We start from the raw sequence: 20,936 nt of genomic DNA, 5'->3' as shown, positions 1-20,936 counted from the left end.
GGAAGTGCCATGACCAACCGAGAAGTTAGACTGAGCAGAAGCGAGTTGAAAGCGTTGCTGTTGTCGGATGAGGACGGCTTCCGCAGAGTTTTGCAGACTGTCGTGCAGGAGGCTTTGGAAGCCGAGATGACGGAGGCTATCGGGGCCGAGAAAGGCGAGCGGACGGCGGAGCGGGTTGGTTAGCGGTCCGGCTATTATGAGCGCAAGCTTGTGACGCGGGTTGGGGTCCTGGAACTTCGCGTTCCGCAGGATCGGGCCGGCCGGTTCTCGACGGAATTGTTCGAGCGTTATCAGCGCTCGGAGAAGGCACTGGTATCGGCGCTGGTCGAGATGTACGTGCAAGGCGTGTCGACGCGCAAGGTGAAGGCGATCACCGAGGAGCTGTGCGGCCACGCCTTCTCGGCCTCGACGGTGAGCGAGGCGACGGCGCGGCTGGATGACGCCCTGAAGGCGTTCTTTGAGCAGCGGCTTGCCGAACCTTACCCGTACCTCATTCTGGACGCGCGCTATGATCGGGCGCGCGAGGCTGGCGTGATCGCCAGCCATGCGGTCTTGGTGGCGATCGGCGTGGACTGGGAGGGCCGGCGCCAGGTGCCGGGCGTGGAACTGGCCAACCGGGAGAGCCATTCGAGCTGGCGCGCGTTCGTGGCAGGGCTCAAGCAGCGCGGGCTCGCCGGCGTCGAGTTCGTCGTCTCCGACGACCATCCGGGGCTCAGGGCGGCGATCCGCGAAGTCCTGCCCGAGGCAGTCTGGCAGCGCTGTTACGTGCACTTCCTCAGAAACGCGCTCGACTACGTGCCGCGCAAGGTCGATGACGACTGCCTGATGGAGCTCAGATGGTTCTATGACCGGCGCGACCTAGCCGAGGTCAAGCGCGACCTGGCGCAGTGGATCGCCAAATGGCAGGCCAAATACCCGAAGCTGGTGGATTGGGTGGAGAACCACATCGAGGAGACGCTGAGCTTCTACCGGCTGCCGCTGCCGCATCACAAGCACATGAAGTCGACGAACATGCTGGAGCGGCTAAACCAGGAGATCAAGCGGCGCACCCTAGTCGTTTGCATCTTCCCCAACCCGCAGAGCTGTTTGCGGCCGGTTCGGGCATTGGCGGTGGAGATCCACGAGAACTGGCTCGAGGCGACCCGCTACCTCAACATGGATCATCTGCGCGAGCACAAGAAGGAGAACCTGAGGGCATTGGCCGCCTGAGACGCAGCCCGCCATGTCCGCCGCTCCGCTAAACACGGGGGCTGCGCGGCGGACACGCCAACGTCACCGCTGAATGCCACGCCATTTTGCAGAACTTGACGCACACAACTGTCGCAGCGCCCAGTCCCGCTCGGCGAACCGGGTACTAAGCCGCGCCACCCTGTCCATACGGACTTGCCCGTCAAAGTCATCTACGAGACGGCGCCCGAGTAACTTGCGCCGTGTGGCGCTGCGCAACAGCGGCAGTAGCTTAACTCCTTGATGGAGCTTGCCGTTGGGACTGGAGCAAGATGAGATTCTCCGCCACCGAGCATGACCGCGGGCTGTAGGCGCCGGATCAGATCACGAAAAAATCGTCGGCCAGCAGCGTCGGCCTGTTCGTCAGCGTCGCGAGCTGTGTCATGCCGCCTGCGACGTCTCCGTTGGAATCGTAAAACAACGCACCCGTAACGTTGTCATAGACGATGTGGTCGTCGGCGTCGTGCGCGCTAGTCCCAGCGAAGAAGTACCTTGGCTCGAGGGCTCCCGTGGTGGCTCCAAGCCCCTGCATTACCGAATTCTGGAGCCTGAATGCATCGGCCGTATGGTCGAAATCCGTGATGATGTCGCGGTTGGCCACTGAGAGCGGCGCGCTGAAAACGAAGGAATCGTTGCCGGCGCCACCAGTAAGCCAGTCAATGCCCAGGCCGCCCGTTAGTGTATCGTTGCCACCCCACCCAAACACGGTATCATTGCCTCGGCCGCCGTCCAGTTTGTTGTCGCTGTCGTTGCCGTCGAGCACGTTGTCGAGGGAATTTCCCGTGGCTCCGACGTTGGCGTTTCCGGTCAGACGCAGATTTTCTACCAGCCGGCGATCGACCGCCAGTGAATACGTGACCAAGCTGAAAATCTGGTCGAGGCCCGCTTCGTCGATGATGTTGTCCAGTACATTGTCCACATAATAGGTATCGTTGCCGGCTCCGCCATTCATCTGGTCGGCCCCGGTCCCGCCATCGAGAAGGTCGGCGCCATCATGGCCCGCTAACCGGTCGCTACCCGCCCCGCCCCTTATGGTGTCGTTGCCGGCAAGGCCGTCCAGCGTGTTGTTCCCATTGTTCCCGGTCAGCTCATTATCGGAAGAATTGCCGCGACCATTGATAGCGCCAAGGCCGATGAGAGTCAGATTTTCGACATAGCTTGGCAGTGAATAGGTGATCGAGCTGAATATCCGGTCGTTGCCCGCCGCGTCGCCCTCGACCACGCGGTCGAGCGCATTGTCAACATAGTAGGTATCGTTGCCTGCGCCGCCCTCCATCTTGTCGATTCCGATCCCGCCGTCGAGCAGGTTGCTGCCAGCGTTGCCGACCAGCGTGTTGTCGAGTTCGTTACCAATCGCATGGATGTCGGCAACGCCGGTGAGTGTGAGCTGCTCTATTTGCTGGCCGGACAGCGAATACGTCATCGAGGTGATGACCAGATCGATTCCGGCGCCATCAGCCTCAATGACTACGTCGAATGCGTCATCGACGCTGTAGGAGTCGTTGCCGAAACCGCCGGACATTTTGTCAGCACCAGCTCCGCCGTCCAGAACGTCATCAAAGCTGCCGCCGTTCAGGATATCCGCCGCATCCGTCCCGGTCAGGTGCTGCTCCATCACGTCCGGCGCGGCATAGGCGCGCACGTAGTCGATGACCATCTTGTAGGTGCCGGACGCCCGCTCGACCTCAAGGGGATTCATGGCAAGCGAGGCCAACATATAGAGCGGCGTGCGGAAGGACTCGCTCATTGGAAAGCGGCTCAGCTCCTTGCCGTCATAGTATACGGTGATCCAGTCCGTCGTGATCCTCGCGCCGTAGGTGTGAAACGCCCCGTCGAACATCGAACCGGGGAGGCCCGTATAGTTGCTTTCCCAAGCGTGGCTTTCCTTATTGCTCAAGTGCACCGCCTGGTGATGACCATCGGGATCGCCCCCATACGCTTCAACGATGTCGATCTCGACGCGTGGCACAGTCTGATCGGGCGACAGCATCCAGAAAGCCGGCCAGGCTCCCGCCCCGCCGTGAAAGGCTGCACGCATCTCGAAGTACCCGTACTCTTGCGCGAAACCCTGACCGGCGCTGTTAACCGTTTGCATCGTTCCAGACTGCCAGACGCCGTCCACCTGCTTCATGGTAATGGTCAGCATCCCGTCAGAGACGGAGAACGGATTCGTTGCCCCCACCGGCGACATGAACGTGGCGGCCCCATAGGGGGCGTGCACAGGCGCGAACCACTTGCCGGTGCCGTTGTTCGGCACGACATCCATCGTATTGAACTCGTCAGAAAAGGAGAGGTTGAAACCGGAGAGGTTCAGCTCCGATCCCTTGTACTGTCCGGTCCAATCGCCAGGAAGAGCAATCGCAGCCATTGATGGGCTCCTCGTTCGCGCAACATTTTCGCGGTGACCCCCACCAGATCTAATCGTTAATTTGTTAACGGAACGGTAATGGACACCGATTCCGCCGCAAATGGGTCAGTGCGGTTATCCCAACGCTTCACGAGAAATTTGGGAGAAGTCGCAAATCGGTTGACGTAGCCGGCACACGATACCGCGAATCCTCCGATACCGTGACGCCGGGCTCGAACGTCGCCGCAACCAATCGCTCCTTCTCCGCCCGCGACCGGCGCCGCCGGCGCTGCACCGAGGTGATCACGTCCACGCGCGCAATCGTCATAGGACTCCTCCCAGGATTATTCCCCGGACTTGCAATGTTCGTCCTAAGGCGACAAGGCGGCCTTCACCGTAGGGTTACGGTTGTTGGCCGGCGGAGGCGGCCTTCCGTCGGGTTTCAAGAGGCTCACGGCGTCTCGCCGGCGGGGTGGCGCAGATAGGATGGCCGAACGTCCGTTTTCTCAATCCGATTCGGACCTGCAATCTCGCCTCGGAATGACCATTAGGGGTCAGGTCACGGCAATACTGACACCGGACTGAATGTTCGCTCTTGAAGATCGGCGGCTGGAAGCTGCCAGTCCGCTGTCGGCCCGAACGCGGTCTTCGATCCGCGGCCACGAAGCTGTCGCCGGAACAGCCGCATGGTGTTCACTCAGCGCGACCGCGATGTCCGTTGGCTCGTATCGCCGGTCAGCGGGTCGGAACCGGATGCTCGCCGCGATAGTCGTAGAAGCCGCGCCCGGTCTTGCGGCCGAGCCAGCCGGCCTCGACATATTTCACCAGCAGCGGGCAGGGGCGGTATTTCGAATCCGACAGGCCGTCATGCAGCACCTGCATGATCGACAGGCAGGTGTCGAGGCCGATGAAATCAGCGAGCTGCAGCGGTCCCATCGGATGGTTGGCGCCGAGCCGCATGGCGGTGTCGATCGCGTCGACCGAGCCGACGCCCTCGTAGAGCGTGTAGATCGCCTCGTTGATCATCGGCAGCAGGATGCGGTTGACGATGAAGGCCGGAAAATCCTCCGAGACGGTGATCGTCTTGTCGAGATGGTTCACATAGGCCTTCGCCGCTTCGAAGGTCTGGTCCTCGGTGGCGATGCCGCGCACCAGTTCGACCAGCTTCATCACTGGAACCGGATTCATGAAATGGATGCCGATGAAACGCTCCGGCCTATCGGTCTGCGCGGCGAGACGGGTAATCGAGATCGACGAGGTGTTCGTCGCCAGGATGGCTTCCGGATTGAGCTGCGGGCAGAGCTGGGCGTAGATCTTGCGCTTGACCGTCTCGTCCTCGGTGGCTGCTTCGATCACCAGATCGGCAGCGGCAAGGTCTGCCATGGTGGGCGCTGCCGAAATGCGCGCCATCGCCTCGTTGCGCAGCTTTTCCTCGAGTTTGCCGGAGCCGACCTGGCGGGCCATGTTGCCGCTGATCGTGGCGATGCCCTTTTCAATGCGGTCGGGTGAGATGTCATAGACCAACACCTTGTAGCCCGCAAGCGCGGACACATGGGCAATGCCGCCGCCCATCTGGCCCGCGCCGATGATGCCGATCGTCTCGATCTTGTTCATTACACCGATCCCGTCAAAAGGCCTTTGCGGCCTGCTTTTTGTGCGGTGCAAACTAAAAGGGCGGGGCGACTTCGTCTACCCCGCCCTTCACAATTTAATACGCTTTGGCAGAAGGCGTCAAAGCGCCTTTTGCAGTTCCGGCAGAATGACGAATAGGTCGCCGACTAGGCCGTAGTCGGCGACCTGGAAGATCGGCGCTTCCTCGTCCTTGTTGATGGCGACGATGACCTTCGAATCCTTCATGCCGGCAAGATGCTGGATGGCGCCGGATATGCCGACGGCGATGTAGAGATCGGGTGCCACGACCTTCCCGGTCTGGCCGACCTGCCAGTCGTTCGGCGCGTAGCCGGCATCGACGGCGGCACGCGAGGCGCCGACGGCCGCACCGAGCTTGTCGGCGATCGGCAGGATGACTTCCTGGAATTTCTCCGAAGAGCCCAGCGCGCGGCCGCCCGAGATGACGATCTTGGCCGAAGTCAGCTCCGGACGATCGGTCTCGGAAAGCTTGTTCTCGACGAAGCTCGACAGGCCGGGATTGACTGCTGCCTGAACCGTCTCGACCGCGGCAGAACCGCCCTCGGGTGCGGCCTGGAAGGAGGCGGTGCGCACGGTGATGACCTTCTTGGCATCGCTCGACTGCACCGTCTGGATGGCGTTGCCGGCATAGATCGGGCGCTTGAAGGTGTCTGATGACACCACTTCGATGATCTCGGACACCTGCGCGACATCGAGCAGGGCTGCCACGCGCGGCGCGACATTCTTGCCCGACGAGGTCGCCGGCGCGATGATCGTGTCATAGGCGCCGGCTATGCCGACGACGAGCGCGGCCAGCGGCTCGGCGAGACGCTCGGTGAGCTCGTCGGCTTCGGCGAGCAGCACCTTGGTGACGCCCTTGAGCTTGGCGGCGGCGTCCGCTGCCGGCTTGGCGCCCTTGCCGGCGACCAGCACATGCACGTCCGAGCCGATCTGCAATGCCGCCGAAAGCGCCTTGGCGGTCTGGTCGGAAAGCGTCGCATTGTCGTGTTCGGCAATCAGAAGAATAGCCATTATGATGTCCCTGACTTTCGTTTTCGAGACACCCTGAAATCCGGTCAGGCCGAGTCGAAAACGGTTGGTTTCGACAACCGGAGCGGAGCGTACTTCAGTACGTGAGCACCGGAAGCGGAGAAACCGGCCCTTTGCAGGCCGGCCTCATCGGATTTCCTTAGAGCACGCCGGCTTCGTTCTTCAGCTTGTCGATCAATTCGGCGACGCTCTTGACCTTGACGCCCGCCTTGCGGCCGCCCGGCTCCTCGGTCTTGAGCACCTTCAGCCGCGGCTTGACGTCGGCGCCGTAGTCGGCCGGGCTCTTCTCGTCGAGCGGCTTCTTCTTGGCTTTCATGATGTTGGGCAGCGAAGCGTAGCGCGGCTGGTTGAGGCGAAGATCCGCGGTGACAATCGCCGGCATCTTCAGCTCCACCGTCTGCAGGCCGCCATCGACCTCGCGCGTCACCTTGGCCTTGTCGCCATCGATAACGACCTTGGAAGCAAAGGTGCCTTGCGCCCAGCCCAGAAGTGCGGCCAGCATCTGGCCGGTCTGGTTCGAATCGTCGTCGATCGCCTGCTTGCCGAGGATGACGAGACCGGGCTTTTCCGCCTCGACCACGCCCTTCAGCACCTTGGCGACGCCCAGCGGCTCGGTCTGCTCGTCGGTCTTGACCAGGATGGCGCGGTCGGCGCCCATGGCGAGGGCGGTGCGCAAGGTCTCCTGCGCCTGCTGCGGCCCGATCGAGACTACGATGATCTCTTCCGCCTTGCCGGCCTCCTTCAGCCGGATCGCCTCTTCGACCGCGATCTCGTCGAACGGGTTCATCGCCATCTTGACGTTGGCGAGTTCCACCGCTGAACCGTCAGCTTTGACACGAACCTTCACATTCGCATCCACAACCCGCTTCACGGGCACAAGGATCTTCATTTGCCTGTCACCTCTTTCACGATAGCCACCTCTTTCAAGATAGTCGGGCGCGCTATAGCAGGGTGCGCCTCTTCAGAGTTGTCGAAAGCCGACATTCCGGACGGAATTCTAGTCTCCGACCGCCTAAAGCGCGTCGCATTTGACCGGTCACACGCGACGCGCTTTAGGTTGTGTGTTTCATGCATGTCGTTATCGCAAGACCGCTGCACACTTTTGCGCGACATGCATTAGTGTGGGAAAGCTTCCGTAGTTGCGGCGACCCCGCGCGTCAATATCCGGGGCGCACCCCAAATCATCCGTGACGCACTCAAATCGGTTCAGTCCGGGCTGGAGGCGCTTCCCCGTCCCCAGCGCGGCGCTGGCTGCGCTAGCGGGTCACTTGCCGTGGGTTCTGCAGCAGCGGGTGCCGGGCCGACGACCAGCGCGGTCTCTTCCTCAGGACCGGCAAGCAGTGGCACGGCGCGGTTGCGCAAGATGAGCACCAGCACGGCCCCGGCGATGATGCCGCCGACATGGCAGGCCCAGGAGATTTGATCCTCGCCACCGGCGGCGAACATCACGATCTGGAACAGGATCCACAGGATGAGCGGGATGAAGGCCGGGATGCGCAGCGGAATGCGGGCGAAGGCCAGCACCCACACCTTCACCCGGGGATAGAGGATCAGATAGGCGGCGACCACGCCGGCAATGGCGCCTGAGGCGCCGATCAGCGGAACCTGCGAGTCCCACGCGATCAGACCCTGGAAGAAGGCGCCGGCGATGGCGCACAGCAGGTAGAAGATGAGAAAGCGGATATGACCGAGCGCGTCCTCGACATTGTCGCCGAACACCCAGAGGAACAGCATGTTGCCGCCGAGGTGGAAAATATCGGCATGCAGGAAGGAATAGGTGACGTAGCTCAGGCTCTCCGGGATCATGACAAACTGCGGAGCCAGCTCGACGCTGTCGTGGACCACCGACGGGATGAAGCCGAGGCCCAGCACAGCGGCGTTGGTGAACTGCTCGCCGCCAAGCGCGGTGGCGAAGTAGATGAGCGTGTTGAACGCGATCAGGCCGATCGTCACATATTGCTGCTTGATGTGGCGCAGCCGGTTGGTGTCATAAAGCGGGATGAACATCGGACCCCCTCCCGCCTCGGCAGATTCAGCGGTTCTTGCCGGGAACCCATAGCACGTCGGCGTTTCCATTGTCATTGACCGCGCGTGCGGCGACGAACAGAAAGTCCGACACGCGGTTGATGTATCTTATCGCCTCGCGGTTGACATGCTCGCCTGGGTCCTGATTCAAAGCCACCATGATGCGCTCGGCCCGCCGTGCCACCGTGCGGGCAAGGTGAAGGGCCGCCGCCGCCGCCGTGCCGCCGTTGAGCACGAAGGATTTGAGCGGCTGCAGGTCCTTGTTGAGCAGGTCGATGTCCATTTCGACACGTTCGGTCTGCGAGGCAATGACGCGCAGCGGCTCATAGCCGAGCGGCTTGCCGTCGTCAGGCACGGCCAGGTCGGCGCCGAGGTCGAAAAGGTCGTTCTGGATGCGGCCGAGCATCGCGTCGATCGCCGGATGTGTTGCCGCGGTGTGGATGCGGGCCATGCCGATGCAGGCATTGGCTTCGTCGATCGTGCCATAGGCGTCGATGCGCAGATCGGATTTCAGCCGCCGTTCACCGGTGCCAAGGCCGGTGGTGCCGTCGTCGCCGGTGCGGGTGTAGATCTTGTTGAGCTTGACCACGCTCTGCCTCCCGAAATCGCCGTCACTTGCGGGTGAAATACACCGCCAGCATGATCAGCACCAATGCCACGAACTGCAGCAGCACGCGCGTCTGCATCAGCTTGTTGGAGGTCATGGCGGAACCGCCGCGCATCATGTTGATGAGGCCGCGGATCAGCACGATCACCACGGCGACCATGACGAGGACAGCGAGGATGTTGAAGACGGTTGCCATAGTGTGTTTCCAGTCGATTGCGTTCAGGCGCGTTTGGCAAGCAGGCGGTAGAGCATCTCCGCCGGCAGGATGCGTTTGAGAACAACGCCGATCCTGGCCGGCACCGTTACCACATAATGCGGACGCGGGCGCCGCGACAGAAGCGCATGGCGCAAGGCCGCATGAACCACCTCCGGCCCGGGCTTCAGCCGTGACGTGCTGCCGCCGGCCTGCAGCCGTTGCAGCTGCGCCTCGTAGGCAAGGCGGTGGACGGAATTCTCACGGTCGATATTCCTGAGGAACCACACAAGGCCGTTGCTGGCGATCTTCGACGTCACCGGCCCCGGCTCGATCAGCGAGACGTGGATGCCGCTGCCCTGGAGTTCCTGATGCATGCACAGCATCAGCCCTTCGATCGCATGCTTCGACGCCGAATAGGCGCCGCGAAAGGGCAGCGGCGCCAGGCCAAGGATCGAGGAGCAATGGACGAGACGGCCATGGCCCTGGCGGCGCATCACCGGCACGACACGGCGGGTAAGGTCATGCCAGCCGAAGACATTCGCCTCGAATTGCTCCCTGAGTGCTGCGACCGGCAGGTCCTCGACCGCGCCGGGCTGGGCGTAGGCGCCGTTGTTGAACAGGGCATCGAGCCGTCCGCCGGTCCGCTCCAGCACCGACGCCACCAGCGTCTCGATGGATCCGGACTCGCGGTAGTCCAGATAGAAAGTCTCGATGCCATCGGCCTCGAGGGCGGCGATGTCCTCCGGCTTGCGCGCCGTCGCGAACACCTGCCAGCCTTCCGCCTTCAGCGCCCGGGCGCAATAGGCGCCTATCCCGGAAGAAGCACCGGTGACGATGATGGTGCGCAACTCTTCTCCAGGAGGAGGCGTGCTTTGACCTAGGCTTGCCATTTGCCGCAATCCCTTCCCATATTCGCGGCGTCGAGACAATCGAAGGGAACGCGGTTCGTGTTGCGGAAGATCGTAGCCGTCAAACGCGTGCTCTATGACGCGTTCGGCCATTTCGATGCAGACGATGGCTGGGCGATGGCCAGTCATCTGGCGATCACGGCGCTGATGGCGCTATTCCCCTTTCTGATTTTCGCCACGACGCTGGCCAGCTTCCTCGGCGCGCAGGCTTTTGCCGACACCGCCGTGCATCTCGTCTTCGACACCTGGCCAGAGCAGATCGCCAATCCGATCGCGCGCGAAGTGCTCAACGTGCTCACCGTGCAGCGCACCGATCTGTTGACCTATGGCGTGCTGCTTGCCGCCTTCTTCGCCTCGAATGGGATCGAGGCGCTGCGCACCTCGCTCAATCGCGCCTACCGCGTCTCCGAAACGCGCGGCATCATCTATCGCCGGGTGCAGAGCATCGCCTTCGTGCTGATCGCCACGGCAGGTTTTCTGGTGATCAGCGTGCTCGTGGTTTTCGCGCCCATACTGGGACGGCTGGCCGAGGCCAATTTCGAATGGGTAAAACCCTATATGGGGACGATCACGCTGTGGCGTTACATCATCGCCTCCGCCGTCATCGTCGGTGGGCTGTTCGCGGTGCATTACTGGCTGCCCGCGGGCAAGCGCCGCTTCGTCTCGATCATCCCGGGCATCATCTTTACACTGATTGCCTGGCTCATCGGGTCGACCATCTTTGCCGCCTATCTCGACCGTTTCTCGTCCTATGTGACGACCTATGCCGGCCTTGCCTCGATCATGGTCGCGGTCGTCTTCCTCTATATCGTCTCGGCGATCTTCATCCTCGGGGGCGAGCTCAACGCCGCGATCAGCCGCTATTTGGAGGCACGCGCCCGCGTTGGCTGATTCTTAGTGAGCATGATCTTTTCCGAAAACCGGTTCCCACTTTTCGGGATCATGCTTTGGTCGGCTGAGCGGTTGCCAGCTCGACGCCGAGCGTCGCGATCGCCATGCCGACGATCTGGACCAGGTTCAACTGTTCGCCGAACAATAGCCAGGCGATGACCGCGGTGACGGCCGGGACCAGATAGAACAGCGAAGCGACCTTCGACATCTCGCCGTCGCGGATCATCACCATCAACAGGAAGATGGCGCCGATCGACAGCACCAGCACCAGCCATGCCATGGCAAAGATCAGCTCGCCGTTTATAACGACGGTTCGCGTCTCGAAAGCGAGCGAGGCCAGGAGCATCAGCGATGCGCCGCCGACATATTGCCACATGGTGGCCGCCACGAGATCGCCGCCGGAGGCGAAGCGCTTCTGCCAGATCGTGCCGGCGCTCATGCCGAGCACCGAGACAAGCGAGGCGGCCAGCGTCTCGGCCGTCACGCCGCCGCCGAGCGCTCCGAGCTTCGGCCAAAGCACAATGACCACGCCGGCAAGTCCTACGGCAAGACCGGCCCAATGGCGCGGCAGGATGGCCTCGCCGAGAAACCGGCCGGCCATCACCGCCGTGATCAGCGGCTGCAGCCCGACGATCAAGGCCGAAAGCCCGGCCGGCATGCCTCGATGGATGGCCCAGAACACGCCGCCGAGATAGACGCCATGCATCAGGATGCCGGCGCCGGTCGCGTGGAGCGCTTCCACGCGGGTCGCCCGCCTGGAACCGAGTGCTGCCATCAAGGCGGCCAACAGGACGGCGGCCAGAACGAAGCGCGCGGCCAGGAAGGTGAAGGGCTCGGCCCATGGCATGGCGTAACGCGCGCCAATGAACCCGGTCGCCCACAGGACGACGAAAGAGGCGGGGATGAACCCCTTGATGCTGTGCATTTCGGGAAGCCGCGTGTTCGGTGAGGGTTGACTGCCGCGACTGCTGTAAAGTGGTTCAACCTGGCAAGCAAAACCAAACGGTTGATCCATAGGCTCATCCGAATTGAAGGTTGCGCGCCTTCGTCATCCTAGGGCGGAGCAAGGAGCGAAGCGACGCGGCGCAGACCCTGGGATCCATTCCGTGACACCAGCCGAAGAATGCAGCGCCTCAGAACGGCCCTTGCATCCCCAACGGTGCCAGCTACCTTTTCATCATGACCGGCTATGCCTATATGACCGCGAGCCAGAAGCGCGGCACGATCTGCATCGGTGTCACCAATGATCTTGGCCACCGACGGCTCGCGCTTCGCCCGCGGGTGGTAGGTGTTCGGTTCTGGTCCGCTGGAGCACTGCCGCAAGGTAACGGCATGGATCCTAGGGTCTGCGCCACGTCGCTGCGCTCCTTGCTCCGCCCTAGGATGACGAAGTGGAGGGATGGATCGGCTAATCCTAGAGGTTGGTGATTTGCCACTGGACGGAATTGTCGACGTTCGCTGCCGATCGGCTCGCCCTGTCAAATCTACTGTGTCGAGGAATTAGAACCCAATCAGCCGCCTGACATCGGCCGGTGACGCGCCGGCGTCGCGCAAGGCGGCAAGGCCGGTATCCCTAAGACTCTTCGACAGCTTTCGTCCGTCCGGGCCGAGGACGAGACGATGGTGGAAGTAGCTTGGTTGCGGCAGGCCAAGGATCTCCTGGAGCAGGCGCTGCACGCCGGTGGCGGAATAGAGGTCCTGGCCGCGCACGACGTGGCTGATGCCCTGCAGGGCGTCATCGACGACGACGGCGAGATGATAGCTGGTCGGGATTTCACGGCGCGCCACGATCACGTCGCCCCAGTCCTGCGGCTGCGCGTCTACCGTGCGTGTTTCGGAAAGCCTCTCATCCGAAAATTCAAGCCATGACACGTCTGTGCCGATGCGCGCCATCGCAGCATCGACGTCCAGCCGCCAGGCGAAGGGCGCATTTTCGGCAATCCGACGCTGGCGTTCGTTTATAGGCAACGCCCTGTCGACGGCGGGATACAGCGGCACCCCGTCCGGGTCCCGCGGCCAGTCGCGGCCGCGCTTTTCGCTAGCGGCAATGAAGGCGCGGATTTCGCCACGGCTCATGAACGACGGGTAGACGAGCTCTTCGCGGATCAGCCGGTCGAGCACCGCCTGATAGTCGGCGAAATGCTCGGACTGACGGCGCACCGGCTCTTCCCAGCCAAGCCCGAGCCATTTCAGATCGCGAAAAATGCCGACCTCGAATTCCGGCGTGCAGCGCGTCGTGTCGATGTCCTCGATGCGCAGCAAAAGGCGCCCGCCCGTTGCCCTCGCCAATTGCTGGTTGAGCAGTGCCGAATAGGCATGGCCGAGATGCAGTTCGCCATTCGGGCTTGGCGCGAAGCGGAATGTCAGGAGTGTGATCCTTCGGCGGCAATCGGGTTGTGCGGCGCTTTCGCCAATTGCTACTTTGCGCCGGATTACATCTGCCATTTTGCGCTGGGAACAAGCAGACATGCAACGCATCGCCACGCTCGACGACATCTCACAAGGGCTGGACGCGCTCTGCCTGCTCGACCCGCGCCTCACAAAGGTGCGCGGCATGGCCGGCGAGGTGCCGCTTCGGCTCTCCGAGCCGGGGTTCAGAAGCCTTGCCTCGATCATCGTCTCGCAGCAGGTTTCCCGCGCCAGCGCCGACGCCATCTTCGGGCGGCTGACAAAACTCGTCGATCCGTTGACGCCGCAAGCCATCCTTGCCGCCGACGAAGCCATCTTTCGCGAGGTTGGACTGTCGCGGCCGAAGCAGCGCGGCCTGATCGCCGTCGCCCAGGCTGTGGTCGATGGCCTCGACCTCGATCATCTCTGCTTGCTCGATGCCACGGATGCGATCACGGCGATGACCAAGGTCTCAGGCATCGGCCCGTGGACGGCGGAAGTCTATCTTTTGTTCGCCGCCGGCCACCCCGATGTCTTCCCGGCACGCGATGTTGCCCTGCAGAGCGCGGTCGGTCACGCGCTCGGCATCGACCCGCGTCCGCCCGAAAAAACACTGATCCAGCTCGCCGAATCATGGAGCCCGTGGCGAGGTGTCGCATCGCGGCTTTTTTGGGCCTATTATCGCGAATTGAAGGGCAGGGACGCAGCGCCTCCGGCCTGAATTCACAAAAAAGCATTGAAATCAGGCCCTTTTGGCGTGGCGTTTGATCGACAAGCCGCTTCACATCCCTGTCATGTCGGGCTTACAGTATCCACGCCGATCGGTTCTAGAACCAAGGAGGTCAAGGACGTGACGGTTGCCGTATCTCCGGATGGGCTTCCAGCACTGGTGCTGAACGCGGATTACCGTCCGCTCAGCTATTACCCCCTGTCGCTCTGGTCGTGGCAGGACGCCATCAAGGCGGTGTTCCTCGAGCGGGTGAACATCGTCGCCGAATACGAGCACGCCGTGTCGTCGCCGACCTTCTCGATGAAGCTGCCGAGCGTCGTCAGCCTGAAAGCCTATGTGAAGCCATCGCGGCATCCGGCCTTCACCCGCTTCAACGTGTTCCTGCGCGACCGTTTCCAGTGCCAGTATTGCGGCACGCCGGAGGATCTGACCTTCGACCATGTCGTTCCCCGCCATCGCGGCGGCGCGACGACGTGGGAGAATGTCGTCGCCGCCTGCTCGCCCTGCAATCTGAGGAAGGGCGGCATGATGCCGGCGCATGCCAAGATGTGGCCGCTGCAGAAGCCCTACCAGCCGACGGTGCATGATCTGCACAACAACGGCCGCCTGTTTCCGCCCAACCATTTGCATGAAAGCTGGATGGATTATCTCTACTGGGATGTCGAGCTTGAACCGTAGAGTTCGGCAGAAATCCGCCATGCCGGTCGCCTGACGCAGCTTTCTGCGCTTCCGGTGCTCACGTACTTGAGTACGCTCCGCTCCGGTTCTCGAAAGCCACGTCATGCGCTCCGGCCTGACGAATTTCTGGACGAACTCTGCGCTGTGCCGCTCAGGCCCGGGCAAAGGCGCCGCGGAACGCTATGACCGCCAAGACAAGGCTGGCGATGGCGTTCCAGCCGGCCAGCGACAGGCCGAGGATACGCACAGCCGCCTTGTCGCAGGAGGGTGGGACGAATTTGTCGAGCGCGTCGAGCACGCCCTTGCCGCCGGTGTCCACCGGTCCTGTAGCCGCCGCACAATCGGTCGGCCCCGGCCACCACGCCCATTCGACGCCGGAATGATAGACGCCGAGATAGACGCCGTAGACCATCAGCAGGCCACCGACGGCCAGCAGGCCGCGTGTCAGCCAAGTAGGCCAGCGCAGCGCCGACGACAGCGCCGCAACCAGCATCAGCGGCACGCCGATGTAGTAGGGGGTGCGCTGCTCCAGGCAGAGCTTGCACGGGATGTAGCCGCCCAGGTGCTGGAAGGCCAGCGCCGAGCCGACGGTGGCGGCCATGGCGACGGCGAGAAACAGGGCCGTCCGCATGCGTTGGCGTCCAGTGTCGGCACTCACGGTCGCTGTCATCGATCTACCGTCCATTCCCGTCAGAGCAAAGGATGGGTCAATTTCAACATCCTTGCTCTAGCTCGGACTTCTCACCCTAACCCGGACTTCTCATACTAGAAGGCGTATTTGACGACGATATAGAGCGAAATCAGGGCAGCGGCGCCGGCACCCGCGATCATGCCAAGGCGCTTTTCGATGAACTCGCGAATCGGTTCGCCATAGCGGCGCAGCAGCCACGCCAGGAACAGGAAGCGGGCGCCGCGCGCCAAGATCGCCAGCACGATGAACAGCAGGAGATTGACGCCGATGACACCGGACAGGATCGTCACCACCTTGATCGGCGGCAGATGGGCGAGGCCGGAGGTGATCAGCATCAGGATGATGAAGCCGACGCCTGACGAGACGCGCAGCGTCTCGAAGTCGTCATACTTGCCGTAGAATTCGAGGATCGGCCGCGCCACCGAGTCGTAGGCATAGTGGCCGATGTACCAGCCGGCGATGCCGCCCAGAACGGATGCCAGCGTGGCGACCAGCGCGTAGCGATAGGCGCGATCCGGCCGCGACAGCGCCATCGGCAGAAAAAGCACGTCGGCCGGCACCAGGAACACCGAGCTTTCGACGAAAGCGATGAAGGCCAGCCACCACTCGGCGGATTTCTTTGCCGCCAGCGACAAGGTCCAGTCGTAAAGTCCGCGAAGCATCGGCACCCCTAATGTATGTCGCCCAAATGCGCAGCGGTTTTGGGATAACGACATGCATAAAAACAAAGACCAACGCGCGCCACATGAATCTCTCCAGCCGCGACGCGCTTTAATGCGCCGCTTGTCTAGAAAGATTTTTCGCGCCGCACAATGGCCACGGCTTCACGAAATCGAAAGGCTGGGTCGAGCGAAGGCCGCATGCCGGGAATTGGCCAGTTGACGAACAGGCCTCCAACCGTATAGTCCGCGCCCATCCAGGCCGCCCGGCCTGAGCCCCTATGGCGGAATTGGTAGACGCGCTCGACTCAAAATCGAGTTCCGCAAGGAGTGCTGGTTCGATCCCGGCTAGGGGCACCACCACCTTTATGGAGGTGTTGATTTGCCGGAGCTTTTTCTGATTTTTGTCCCACTCTTTGTCATCGACTTTCTCGGTGGGACAATTTCGTCCTGATTTTGTTCCGGAATAACCAAGAGATGGGCGGCCTGTCCGGCCATCCGGCGGCGTTGCGCCTTCCTCGTGTAGTGCGTGGTTTGCTGCTTGGTGGTCCAACCGAAAATCGCCATGAGTTGCTCGTCCGTGGCGCCGTTCTCGGCTGCTATAGTGGCTCCAGCTTTTCGGAGGCCGTGAAGGGTGCAGTGGGGCAACGCTGCTTGATCACACCAGTCCCGCATTTTGTTACCAAGTGAATTAACGGTGAAGGGTTTTCCCCACTCCGACGTCAAGAAGGTCAGGTCACCGCAAGCACTGGCGTCGATTGTCGCCCTCAACTGAGGAAGAATGGGGAGCTCCACCTCCACTCCTGACGAGTTGCTGGTCTTCTGGGGCCGGATGTGTAGCCACCCATTCCTGACGTGCTGGCGCCCAAGGATCGCAAGATCCTGGCGACGCAGTCCTGTGAACAGTCCCAGATGCAGTGCCAGACGTGCCTTGCTGCCATGTGGATGGCGTGCCTCGAACTGACGCACCTCTGCGACGGACCATGTGTGAAATCCATCGCCAGATTTCAGGCGCTTGATCCCGAGAGCTGGATTGCTCCGGACGATCTCGTTCTCAATCGCCCAACCGTACATGGCCGAGATGACCTTCACGACCTCATTCTGGGCACCTGGCGTCGAACGGAGATCATCTCGAATTTCGAGGACGTGCTTCCGCTCCAGGAGGTCGAAGGGGAGTGTCCCCCGCTTGCTGCCGCTTTTGTGCTCGCTGTTGCAGATTTCATCGAGAACCGATGACCGTCGAGCCAAGATTTTGGGTGAGAGCCTTACACGTCGCTTGTACTCCTGGCATAGCCAGCGAAAGGACCTCTGGGACACCGGTTCATTTCGGTCCGCGGTGCCGCTGAGCTTCTGAGGCGCGTAGGGAACGTTTAGCCGAGCACAAGCCACCTCGGCCTCAAACTCCTTTGTCCCCGGCTTCTCTCGTAGTCGGACTTTGGACCGGCCGAGGGCGCGAAAGTACAGGCGCACATTTCCATGTCGGTCACGATCAGGGGAAACGCCCTTTGGTAGCTTTCTAGGCATCAGTTCCAGGGGTTGTTTGATGGGGACGATATGCCCAATCTATTGGACTCGCCCCGATGTGGGATCGCGCGAAAGGCGGCAACTACCTCCTCCACGTCCCAAAGAAGGCGTGAAGCAATTGGCCTTGGTTCTGGCATTTGGCCCGCAGCCACTAGCTGGGTGAACAGAGACGAGCCGATCCCGATGAGCGCGGCAGCTTGGTCAAGATTAACCGCAACAGGTGCGAGGTTGTCTGGCAATCGGCTTGACGGTCGCTTCATCCGATGTCGGCTCAAATCATGTGGAACTTGCCCGAGATCTAGTTCCGTGATCGCAGCGGTTCCATGGGTCTCCTGCGTGGTACTATAGGGGAAGTGGGTTTTCACAGCTAAGCGACCTGTGGCGGCGCATGCTATTACTTGAAAAAGCAAAATTTTACGCGGGCCGTGTTCGGGACCATACCCGCCACAACCCGATCCTTTCTCCCGAAAAAAGGTCTACCCCTTCCGCTTCCTGCCCCAGGTGCGCGGGTGATCGAAAGATCCCGCCGCCGAGCCAGTTCAAAAACTTCCCAGCTACTGGCGAAGTTGCAGGCCAGAAATGCCGCCCGAAAATCCACGGGGCCGTGTCGCTCCTCTTCGCGCAGTTGGATGGCTTGACCGAAGGCGAGCCTCTGACGGAGGAGACGGCACGCCCTGTAGGCTCCAGGAGGGCGCCGTTGTCGATCAGCAGATGAAAAGAACGTGGCGAGTGCGGTGGCCGGACGTGGGCGATGGGGAGGATCATTGAACGATCGAATGCTTGTTTGAGGGAGGAGGGAGGCCAGCGCGCTCGTGATCTCATCGGGCGCAGAGCGGGGGACGATCCTCCAAGATCATTCTTTGGGGACGATACGCTCGACGGCCTCCCGAAGCCTCGCGGCCGTCCGTCGTTCGCGCTCCTGGATCAGCTCCTGCAGCCGATCAGGCGGAATGGTTGGCACGAAGTCCGCTGCGGTTACTTCGCCATCCCGATAGGTGAAGTTGAGCGCCATTGCTCCGACCAGGTTCACGTGCCGGGCGAGAAAGGACGCAAGTTCTTTGAGGCGGGCGGCATGGGCATACAAGAGAGCAGTAGCTGCTGGTGATCGCCGAAGAATGACGTCGCCGACCAGCAGCTCATATCCCCTCCACCACATCAGTTCCCCAAGTCCTCGCCATGGGACCGAGTGGGAGGATCGGGCGGAGTTCGCATACCGGGTCAAAAAATCTTCGTCATACAGGATGTCGAAATCACCGCCTGCCCAGTTAATCTCCGCGTTTCCCCTTTGATTGACCCGGGAATCCAAAAAAACCCGGGGTTTCTTGTTCTCATCACGTACGGCGGCGCTCCAGTTGCTGGGGTCAATCAGGATGTCGACGTGCTCCTTATTGAGGCCGCAGTCGTAGGCCGCGTCATCCAGCATCCGGGCCAGCTCCTCGCTCAGTCTAGATATCCCGGTCCGGTGACGCTCGCGCGCCAGCGCCAGGTAGTGGGAGCTTGAGATGGAAAGATCGAATGGAGTCATTTTGAAAAGTCCTGTGGAGGAGGGCGATTGGGCGCCGTGGAATTTTGATGTCGGATCGCTATGTTAGGGACGAGTCACCCGTTCGAAGCGCGACAGGACGTGGTGGTACGCGTCAGGGGCTGGGTAGCCGGCTTCCTCCATCATTTTGGCGGCACGTCGCATGGACTTGATCGTTGATTTGCAGACGCGGAGATGTGCGTCATCGTGGTGCAGATCTAGCTCCGAGGACAGTTCGCGCAGGAGATCCGTCAGCACGTTTGCCGTTGTCTGGTCCATGGTCATGGTTCCTAACTGAGTTTGAGGAAGTTATGTATCGAAATCAGTATATTTATACTGAATACGATAGATAAACACTAAAAAGGTGGTTTCAATGGGCCGCGCAAGATTTTTTTGGCGGAGGATGTTCGGATGACCGAGACCGAGTGGGAGCGGCTGGTGAGCGGGCTCCTGAAGGCCGAGCTCAAGCTTCAGGGCCTGAGCTATGCAGATCTGGTCGAAAAGCTGGCTGCCATCGGCGTGGAGGAGAAAGAGGCCAACATCAGCAATAAGCTGTCACGCGGACGCTTCAGCGCCGTGTTCTTCGCTCAGGTCCTCAAAGCGGTCGGGTCGCAGAGGCTTAAGCTCGACTGACCTTATGAGGGGCGCCAGCGCCTCGTCCGTGCAGTGATCGCAGCTCTGGTTGAGCAGTCCGGGTTTGGGCCTTGGACCTTGCTCGAGTTTTGGCGCAGGCGGGGTCGAGTCCGGCTCGAGACGATCGCAGCGGAAGGAATTGTCTTCCCCTATAGTATTGCGAAGAACGCACCTAGTGGATCGAGCGCCACGGGACCAAATGCGCGTCGGACGAACCTAACGAAAGGAACCCTATGTCCGACAAATATCTGACCGTAACAGAAGTCGCCGACCTGCTCGGCATTCGCGAAGAAAATGTCCTGCGGATGGCTCAGCACGGCGTGCTGCCACAGCCGGTTACAATTGACGGCAAACCACACTTTGCTGAAGAGCCAATCTTGCGCAGACGCGAGGAAGAGGACTACGCTGTCCCCTCCGCCGGCGTTTACCTCTCAGCGGGAGAGGACTTTTGCTACTTTAAGGTGGTAAAGGCCACCCACACGGTCCTCTACAAAAATTGGCCATTCGCCGCTTTTACTCTCTGGGATGGGAGCCTTCACATCCGCCCCTGGCTCACCCACGTTGTTGACGATGTTCCAGATCACGAAAACATTTTGCTTTCGTGTGAGGACGCGAATGTCCCTGAGGTCAGGTTGGAGGATTTGCCTGAGCCCACTTCAATCGTGTGGGGATACCGGTGGGTCGGGCAACACGATCTGGCAGACGTGGCGGTAGCTCCCACTGCGAAGCATTAACGCCCGGCAACTTTGCCCCCCTTTGCCTATGCCAGAATGCTAGGCTGGCTTGGAGTTATTGCGGACCTGTTGTCCTTTTGGACTCCGAAGTGGTTGCTACCCCCGTCACTTTGCACCTGAGCAAAGAGCGTGCCTACTTCGGGCATTAAAGGAGGAGTGAGGCACAGCGCCTCCTCCTCAATCTCGACGCTCAGTTCATCTACATCGGTCAGGGCACTGTATGCAGCACGACGCATCGCGCGTCGGTTGTTGGCTTCTTGAGCGGTTCACATCTGTTCGACGCTGGCAGCAGCCAGGTTGTACAGAAGGATGAACCACATGAACGAGCAATATCCGATCGACCTCTACAAATACTTGGCTAGGTACGAAAAAGATCTAATGGTTGACACCAGGGCCGCTCTAAGTGTCCGATCCAAAAAGGAGTGAGTGATTTCAGCAGGTTGTGATTCTGTCGGATTGCTGAGATTCGACGGAGATCACGATGCCTTGGACCGAAA

Annotated in this window: 21 protein-coding genes, 1 tRNA gene and 1 pseudogene; 7 read left to right on the top strand and 16 right to left on the bottom strand. The window is 61.2% G+C overall.

The features are described from left to right. Positions 1–9 precede the first annotated feature (9 nt). A pseudogene (locus NKH12_RS14090) lies at positions 10–1,209 on the top strand (IS256 family transposase). 337 nt (positions 1,210–1,546) lie between these two features. Here the strand turns inward: NKH12_RS14090 and NKH12_RS14085 are convergent. The 9 genes from NKH12_RS14085 to NKH12_RS14045 form a co-directional block, all read right to left on the bottom strand. Beyond that, positions 1,547–3,595, bottom strand: a complete 2,049-nt coding sequence (locus NKH12_RS14085) for a family 16 glycosylhydrolase (protein WP_352953669.1) — start codon at positions 3,593–3,595, stop codon at positions 1,547–1,549. Positions 3,596–3,722: 127 nt separating this feature from the next. After that, positions 3,723–3,902 carry a hypothetical protein gene (locus tag NKH12_RS14080; RefSeq protein WP_352953668.1) on the bottom strand — a complete coding sequence of 60 codons (180 nt, stop codon included), beginning with the start codon at positions 3,900–3,902 and terminating at the stop codon, positions 3,723–3,725. Positions 3,903–4,309: 407 nt separating this feature from the next. Next, a complete protein-coding gene (locus tag NKH12_RS14075) occupies positions 4,310–5,188 on the bottom strand; it encodes a 3-hydroxybutyryl-CoA dehydrogenase (RefSeq protein ID WP_352953667.1) in 879 nt (292 codons plus the stop codon). A gap of 117 nt (positions 5,189–5,305) precedes the next feature. Then, a complete protein-coding gene (locus NKH12_RS14070; protein WP_352953666.1) occupies positions 5,306–6,235 on the bottom strand; it encodes an electron transfer flavoprotein subunit alpha/FixB family protein in 930 nt (309 codons plus the stop codon). A gap of 157 nt (positions 6,236–6,392) precedes the next feature. Then, entirely contained in the window at positions 6,393–7,142 is a 750-nt protein-coding gene (locus NKH12_RS14065; RefSeq protein WP_352953665.1) for an electron transfer flavoprotein subunit beta/FixA family protein, read from the bottom strand. Positions 7,143–7,459: 317 nt separating this feature from the next. After that, a complete protein-coding gene (locus tag NKH12_RS14060; protein ID WP_352953664.1) occupies positions 7,460–8,260 on the bottom strand; it encodes a rhomboid family intramembrane serine protease in 801 nt (266 codons plus the stop codon). Between the two features lie 25 nt (positions 8,261–8,285). Next, on the bottom strand, positions 8,286–8,867 hold the full coding sequence (locus tag NKH12_RS14055; protein WP_352953663.1) for a cob(I)yrinic acid a,c-diamide adenosyltransferase: 582 nt from the start codon (positions 8,865–8,867) through the stop codon (positions 8,286–8,288). Positions 8,868–8,889: 22 nt separating this feature from the next. Further along, the gene (locus tag NKH12_RS14050; RefSeq protein ID WP_029348580.1) at positions 8,890–9,081 is read right to left on the bottom strand and encodes a twin transmembrane helix small protein; all 192 of its coding nucleotides are present in this window, start codon (positions 9,079–9,081) and stop codon (positions 8,890–8,892) included. Between the two features lie 23 nt (positions 9,082–9,104). Further along, the gene (locus NKH12_RS14045; RefSeq protein ID WP_352953662.1) at positions 9,105–9,971 is read right to left on the bottom strand and encodes an SDR family oxidoreductase; all 867 of its coding nucleotides are present in this window, start codon (positions 9,969–9,971) and stop codon (positions 9,105–9,107) included. 57 nt (positions 9,972–10,028) lie between these two features. Between NKH12_RS14045 and NKH12_RS14040 the strand changes: the two genes are divergently transcribed. Next, the gene (locus tag NKH12_RS14040; protein ID WP_352953661.1) at positions 10,029–10,880 is read left to right on the top strand and encodes a YihY/virulence factor BrkB family protein; all 852 of its coding nucleotides are present in this window, start codon (positions 10,029–10,031) and stop codon (positions 10,878–10,880) included. A 49-nt stretch (positions 10,881–10,929) separates the two neighbouring features. On the opposite strand, the gene NKH12_RS14035 is transcribed toward NKH12_RS14040, so the two are convergent. Next, positions 10,930–11,805: a DMT family transporter gene (locus NKH12_RS14035; RefSeq protein ID WP_352953660.1), complete on the bottom strand. Its 876-nt coding sequence runs from the start codon at positions 11,803–11,805 to the stop codon at positions 10,930–10,932. Positions 11,806–12,380: 575 nt separating this feature from the next. After that, entirely contained in the window at positions 12,381–13,256 is an 876-nt protein-coding gene (gene gluQRS, locus NKH12_RS14030) for a tRNA glutamyl-Q(34) synthetase GluQRS (protein WP_352953701.1), read from the bottom strand. A 91-nt stretch (positions 13,257–13,347) separates the two neighbouring features. On the opposite strand from gluQRS, the gene NKH12_RS14025 reads away from it, so the two are divergent. Both NKH12_RS14025 and NKH12_RS14020 read left to right on the top strand, forming a co-directional pair. Next, positions 13,348–13,989, top strand: coding sequence for a DNA-3-methyladenine glycosylase family protein (locus NKH12_RS14025; protein WP_352953659.1), 642 nt, complete (start codon positions 13,348–13,350; stop codon positions 13,987–13,989). Between the two features lie 129 nt (positions 13,990–14,118). Then, positions 14,119–14,676: an HNH endonuclease gene (locus tag NKH12_RS14020; protein ID WP_029348574.1), complete on the top strand. Its 558-nt coding sequence runs from the start codon at positions 14,119–14,121 to the stop codon at positions 14,674–14,676. A 151-nt stretch (positions 14,677–14,827) separates the two neighbouring features. Here the strand turns inward: NKH12_RS14020 and NKH12_RS14015 are convergent, their stop codons facing one another. Both NKH12_RS14015 and NKH12_RS14010 read right to left on the bottom strand, forming a co-directional pair. Further along, positions 14,828–15,346 (bottom strand): disulfide bond formation protein B, encoded by a 519-nt coding sequence (locus NKH12_RS14015; protein ID WP_352953658.1) that lies wholly within the window; start codon positions 15,344–15,346, stop codon positions 14,828–14,830. A 95-nt stretch (positions 15,347–15,441) separates the two neighbouring features. Beyond that, positions 15,442–16,029, bottom strand: a complete 588-nt coding sequence (locus NKH12_RS14010) for a YqaA family protein (RefSeq protein ID WP_352953657.1) — start codon at positions 16,027–16,029, stop codon at positions 15,442–15,444. A gap of 272 nt (positions 16,030–16,301) precedes the next feature. Between NKH12_RS14010 and NKH12_RS14005 the strand changes: the two genes are divergently transcribed. Then, a tRNA-Leu gene (locus tag NKH12_RS14005) sits at positions 16,302–16,386 on the top strand. Between the two features lie 6 nt (positions 16,387–16,392). Here the strand turns inward: NKH12_RS14005 and NKH12_RS14000 are convergent. The 3 genes from NKH12_RS14000 to NKH12_RS13990 form a co-directional block, all read right to left on the bottom strand. Beyond that, entirely contained in the window at positions 16,393–17,118 is a 726-nt protein-coding gene (locus NKH12_RS14000) for a tyrosine-type recombinase/integrase (protein ID WP_352953656.1), read from the bottom strand. Between the two features lie 1,285 nt (positions 17,119–18,403). Then, on the bottom strand, positions 18,404–19,075 hold the full coding sequence (locus NKH12_RS13995) for a hypothetical protein (protein ID WP_352953655.1): 672 nt from the start codon (positions 19,073–19,075) through the stop codon (positions 18,404–18,406). Between the two features lie 63 nt (positions 19,076–19,138). Continuing rightward, a complete protein-coding gene (locus NKH12_RS13990) occupies positions 19,139–19,351 on the bottom strand; it encodes a hypothetical protein (RefSeq protein WP_352953654.1) in 213 nt (70 codons plus the stop codon). Positions 19,352–19,483: 132 nt separating this feature from the next. Here NKH12_RS13990 and NKH12_RS13985 point away from each other — a divergent pair, with 132 nt between their 5' ends. Beyond that, on the top strand, positions 19,484–19,705 hold the full coding sequence (locus tag NKH12_RS13985) for a DUF6471 domain-containing protein (RefSeq protein WP_352953653.1): 222 nt from the start codon (positions 19,484–19,486) through the stop codon (positions 19,703–19,705). 233 nt (positions 19,706–19,938) lie between these two features. Then, on the top strand, positions 19,939–20,439 hold the full coding sequence (locus NKH12_RS13980; RefSeq protein ID WP_352953652.1) for a helix-turn-helix domain-containing protein: 501 nt from the start codon (positions 19,939–19,941) through the stop codon (positions 20,437–20,439). Positions 20,440–20,936 lie beyond the last annotated feature (497 nt).

Origin of the sequence: Mesorhizobium sp. M1322 (genome assembly GCF_040318085.1) — a bacterium.
Taxonomy (GTDB): Bacteria; Pseudomonadota; Alphaproteobacteria; order Rhizobiales; family Rhizobiaceae; genus Mesorhizobium.
Note: the sequence above shows the minus strand (reverse complement) of the source record. Positions and strands in the feature narration are given on the sequence as shown.

Coding starts and splice junctions, on each gene's coding strand:
- NKH12_RS14085 (WP_352953669.1), bottom strand. CDS start 3,595: ATGGCTGCGATTGCTCTTCCTGGCGATTGGACCGGACAGTACAAGGGA.
- NKH12_RS14080 (WP_352953668.1), bottom strand. CDS start 3,902: ATGACGATTGCGCGCGTGGACGTGATCACCTCGGTGCAGCGCCGGCGG.
- NKH12_RS14075 (WP_352953667.1), bottom strand. CDS start 5,188: ATGAACAAGATCGAGACGATCGGCATCATCGGCGCGGGCCAGATGGGC.
- NKH12_RS14070 (WP_352953666.1), bottom strand. CDS start 6,235: ATGGCTATTCTTCTGATTGCCGAACACGACAATGCGACGCTTTCCGAC.
- NKH12_RS14065 (WP_352953665.1), bottom strand. CDS start 7,142: ATGAAGATCCTTGTGCCCGTGAAGCGGGTTGTGGATGCGAATGTGAAG.
- NKH12_RS14060 (WP_352953664.1), bottom strand. CDS start 8,260: ATGTTCATCCCGCTTTATGACACCAACCGGCTGCGCCACATCAAGCAG.
- NKH12_RS14050 (WP_029348580.1), bottom strand. CDS start 9,081: ATGGCAACCGTCTTCAACATCCTCGCTGTCCTCGTCATGGTCGCCGTG.
- NKH12_RS14045 (WP_352953662.1), bottom strand. CDS start 9,971: ATGGCAAGCCTAGGTCAAAGCACGCCTCCTCCTGGAGAAGAGTTGCGC.
- NKH12_RS14035 (WP_352953660.1), bottom strand. CDS start 11,805: ATGCACAGCATCAAGGGGTTCATCCCCGCCTCTTTCGTCGTCCTGTGG.
- NKH12_RS14025 (WP_352953659.1), top strand. CDS start 13,348: ATGCAACGCATCGCCACGCTCGACGACATCTCACAAGGGCTGGACGCG.
- NKH12_RS14015 (WP_352953658.1), bottom strand. CDS start 15,346: ATGACAGCGACCGTGAGTGCCGACACTGGACGCCAACGCATGCGGACG.
- NKH12_RS14010 (WP_352953657.1), bottom strand. CDS start 16,029: ATGCTTCGCGGACTTTACGACTGGACCTTGTCGCTGGCGGCAAAGAAA.
- NKH12_RS13995 (WP_352953655.1), bottom strand. CDS start 19,075: ATGACTCCATTCGATCTTTCCATCTCAAGCTCCCACTACCTGGCGCTG.
- NKH12_RS13990 (WP_352953654.1), bottom strand. CDS start 19,351: ATGGACCAGACAACGGCAAACGTGCTGACGGATCTCCTGCGCGAACTG.
- NKH12_RS13985 (WP_352953653.1), top strand. CDS start 19,484: ATGACCGAGACCGAGTGGGAGCGGCTGGTGAGCGGGCTCCTGAAGGCC.
- NKH12_RS13980 (WP_352953652.1), top strand. CDS start 19,939: ATGTCCGACAAATATCTGACCGTAACAGAAGTCGCCGACCTGCTCGGC.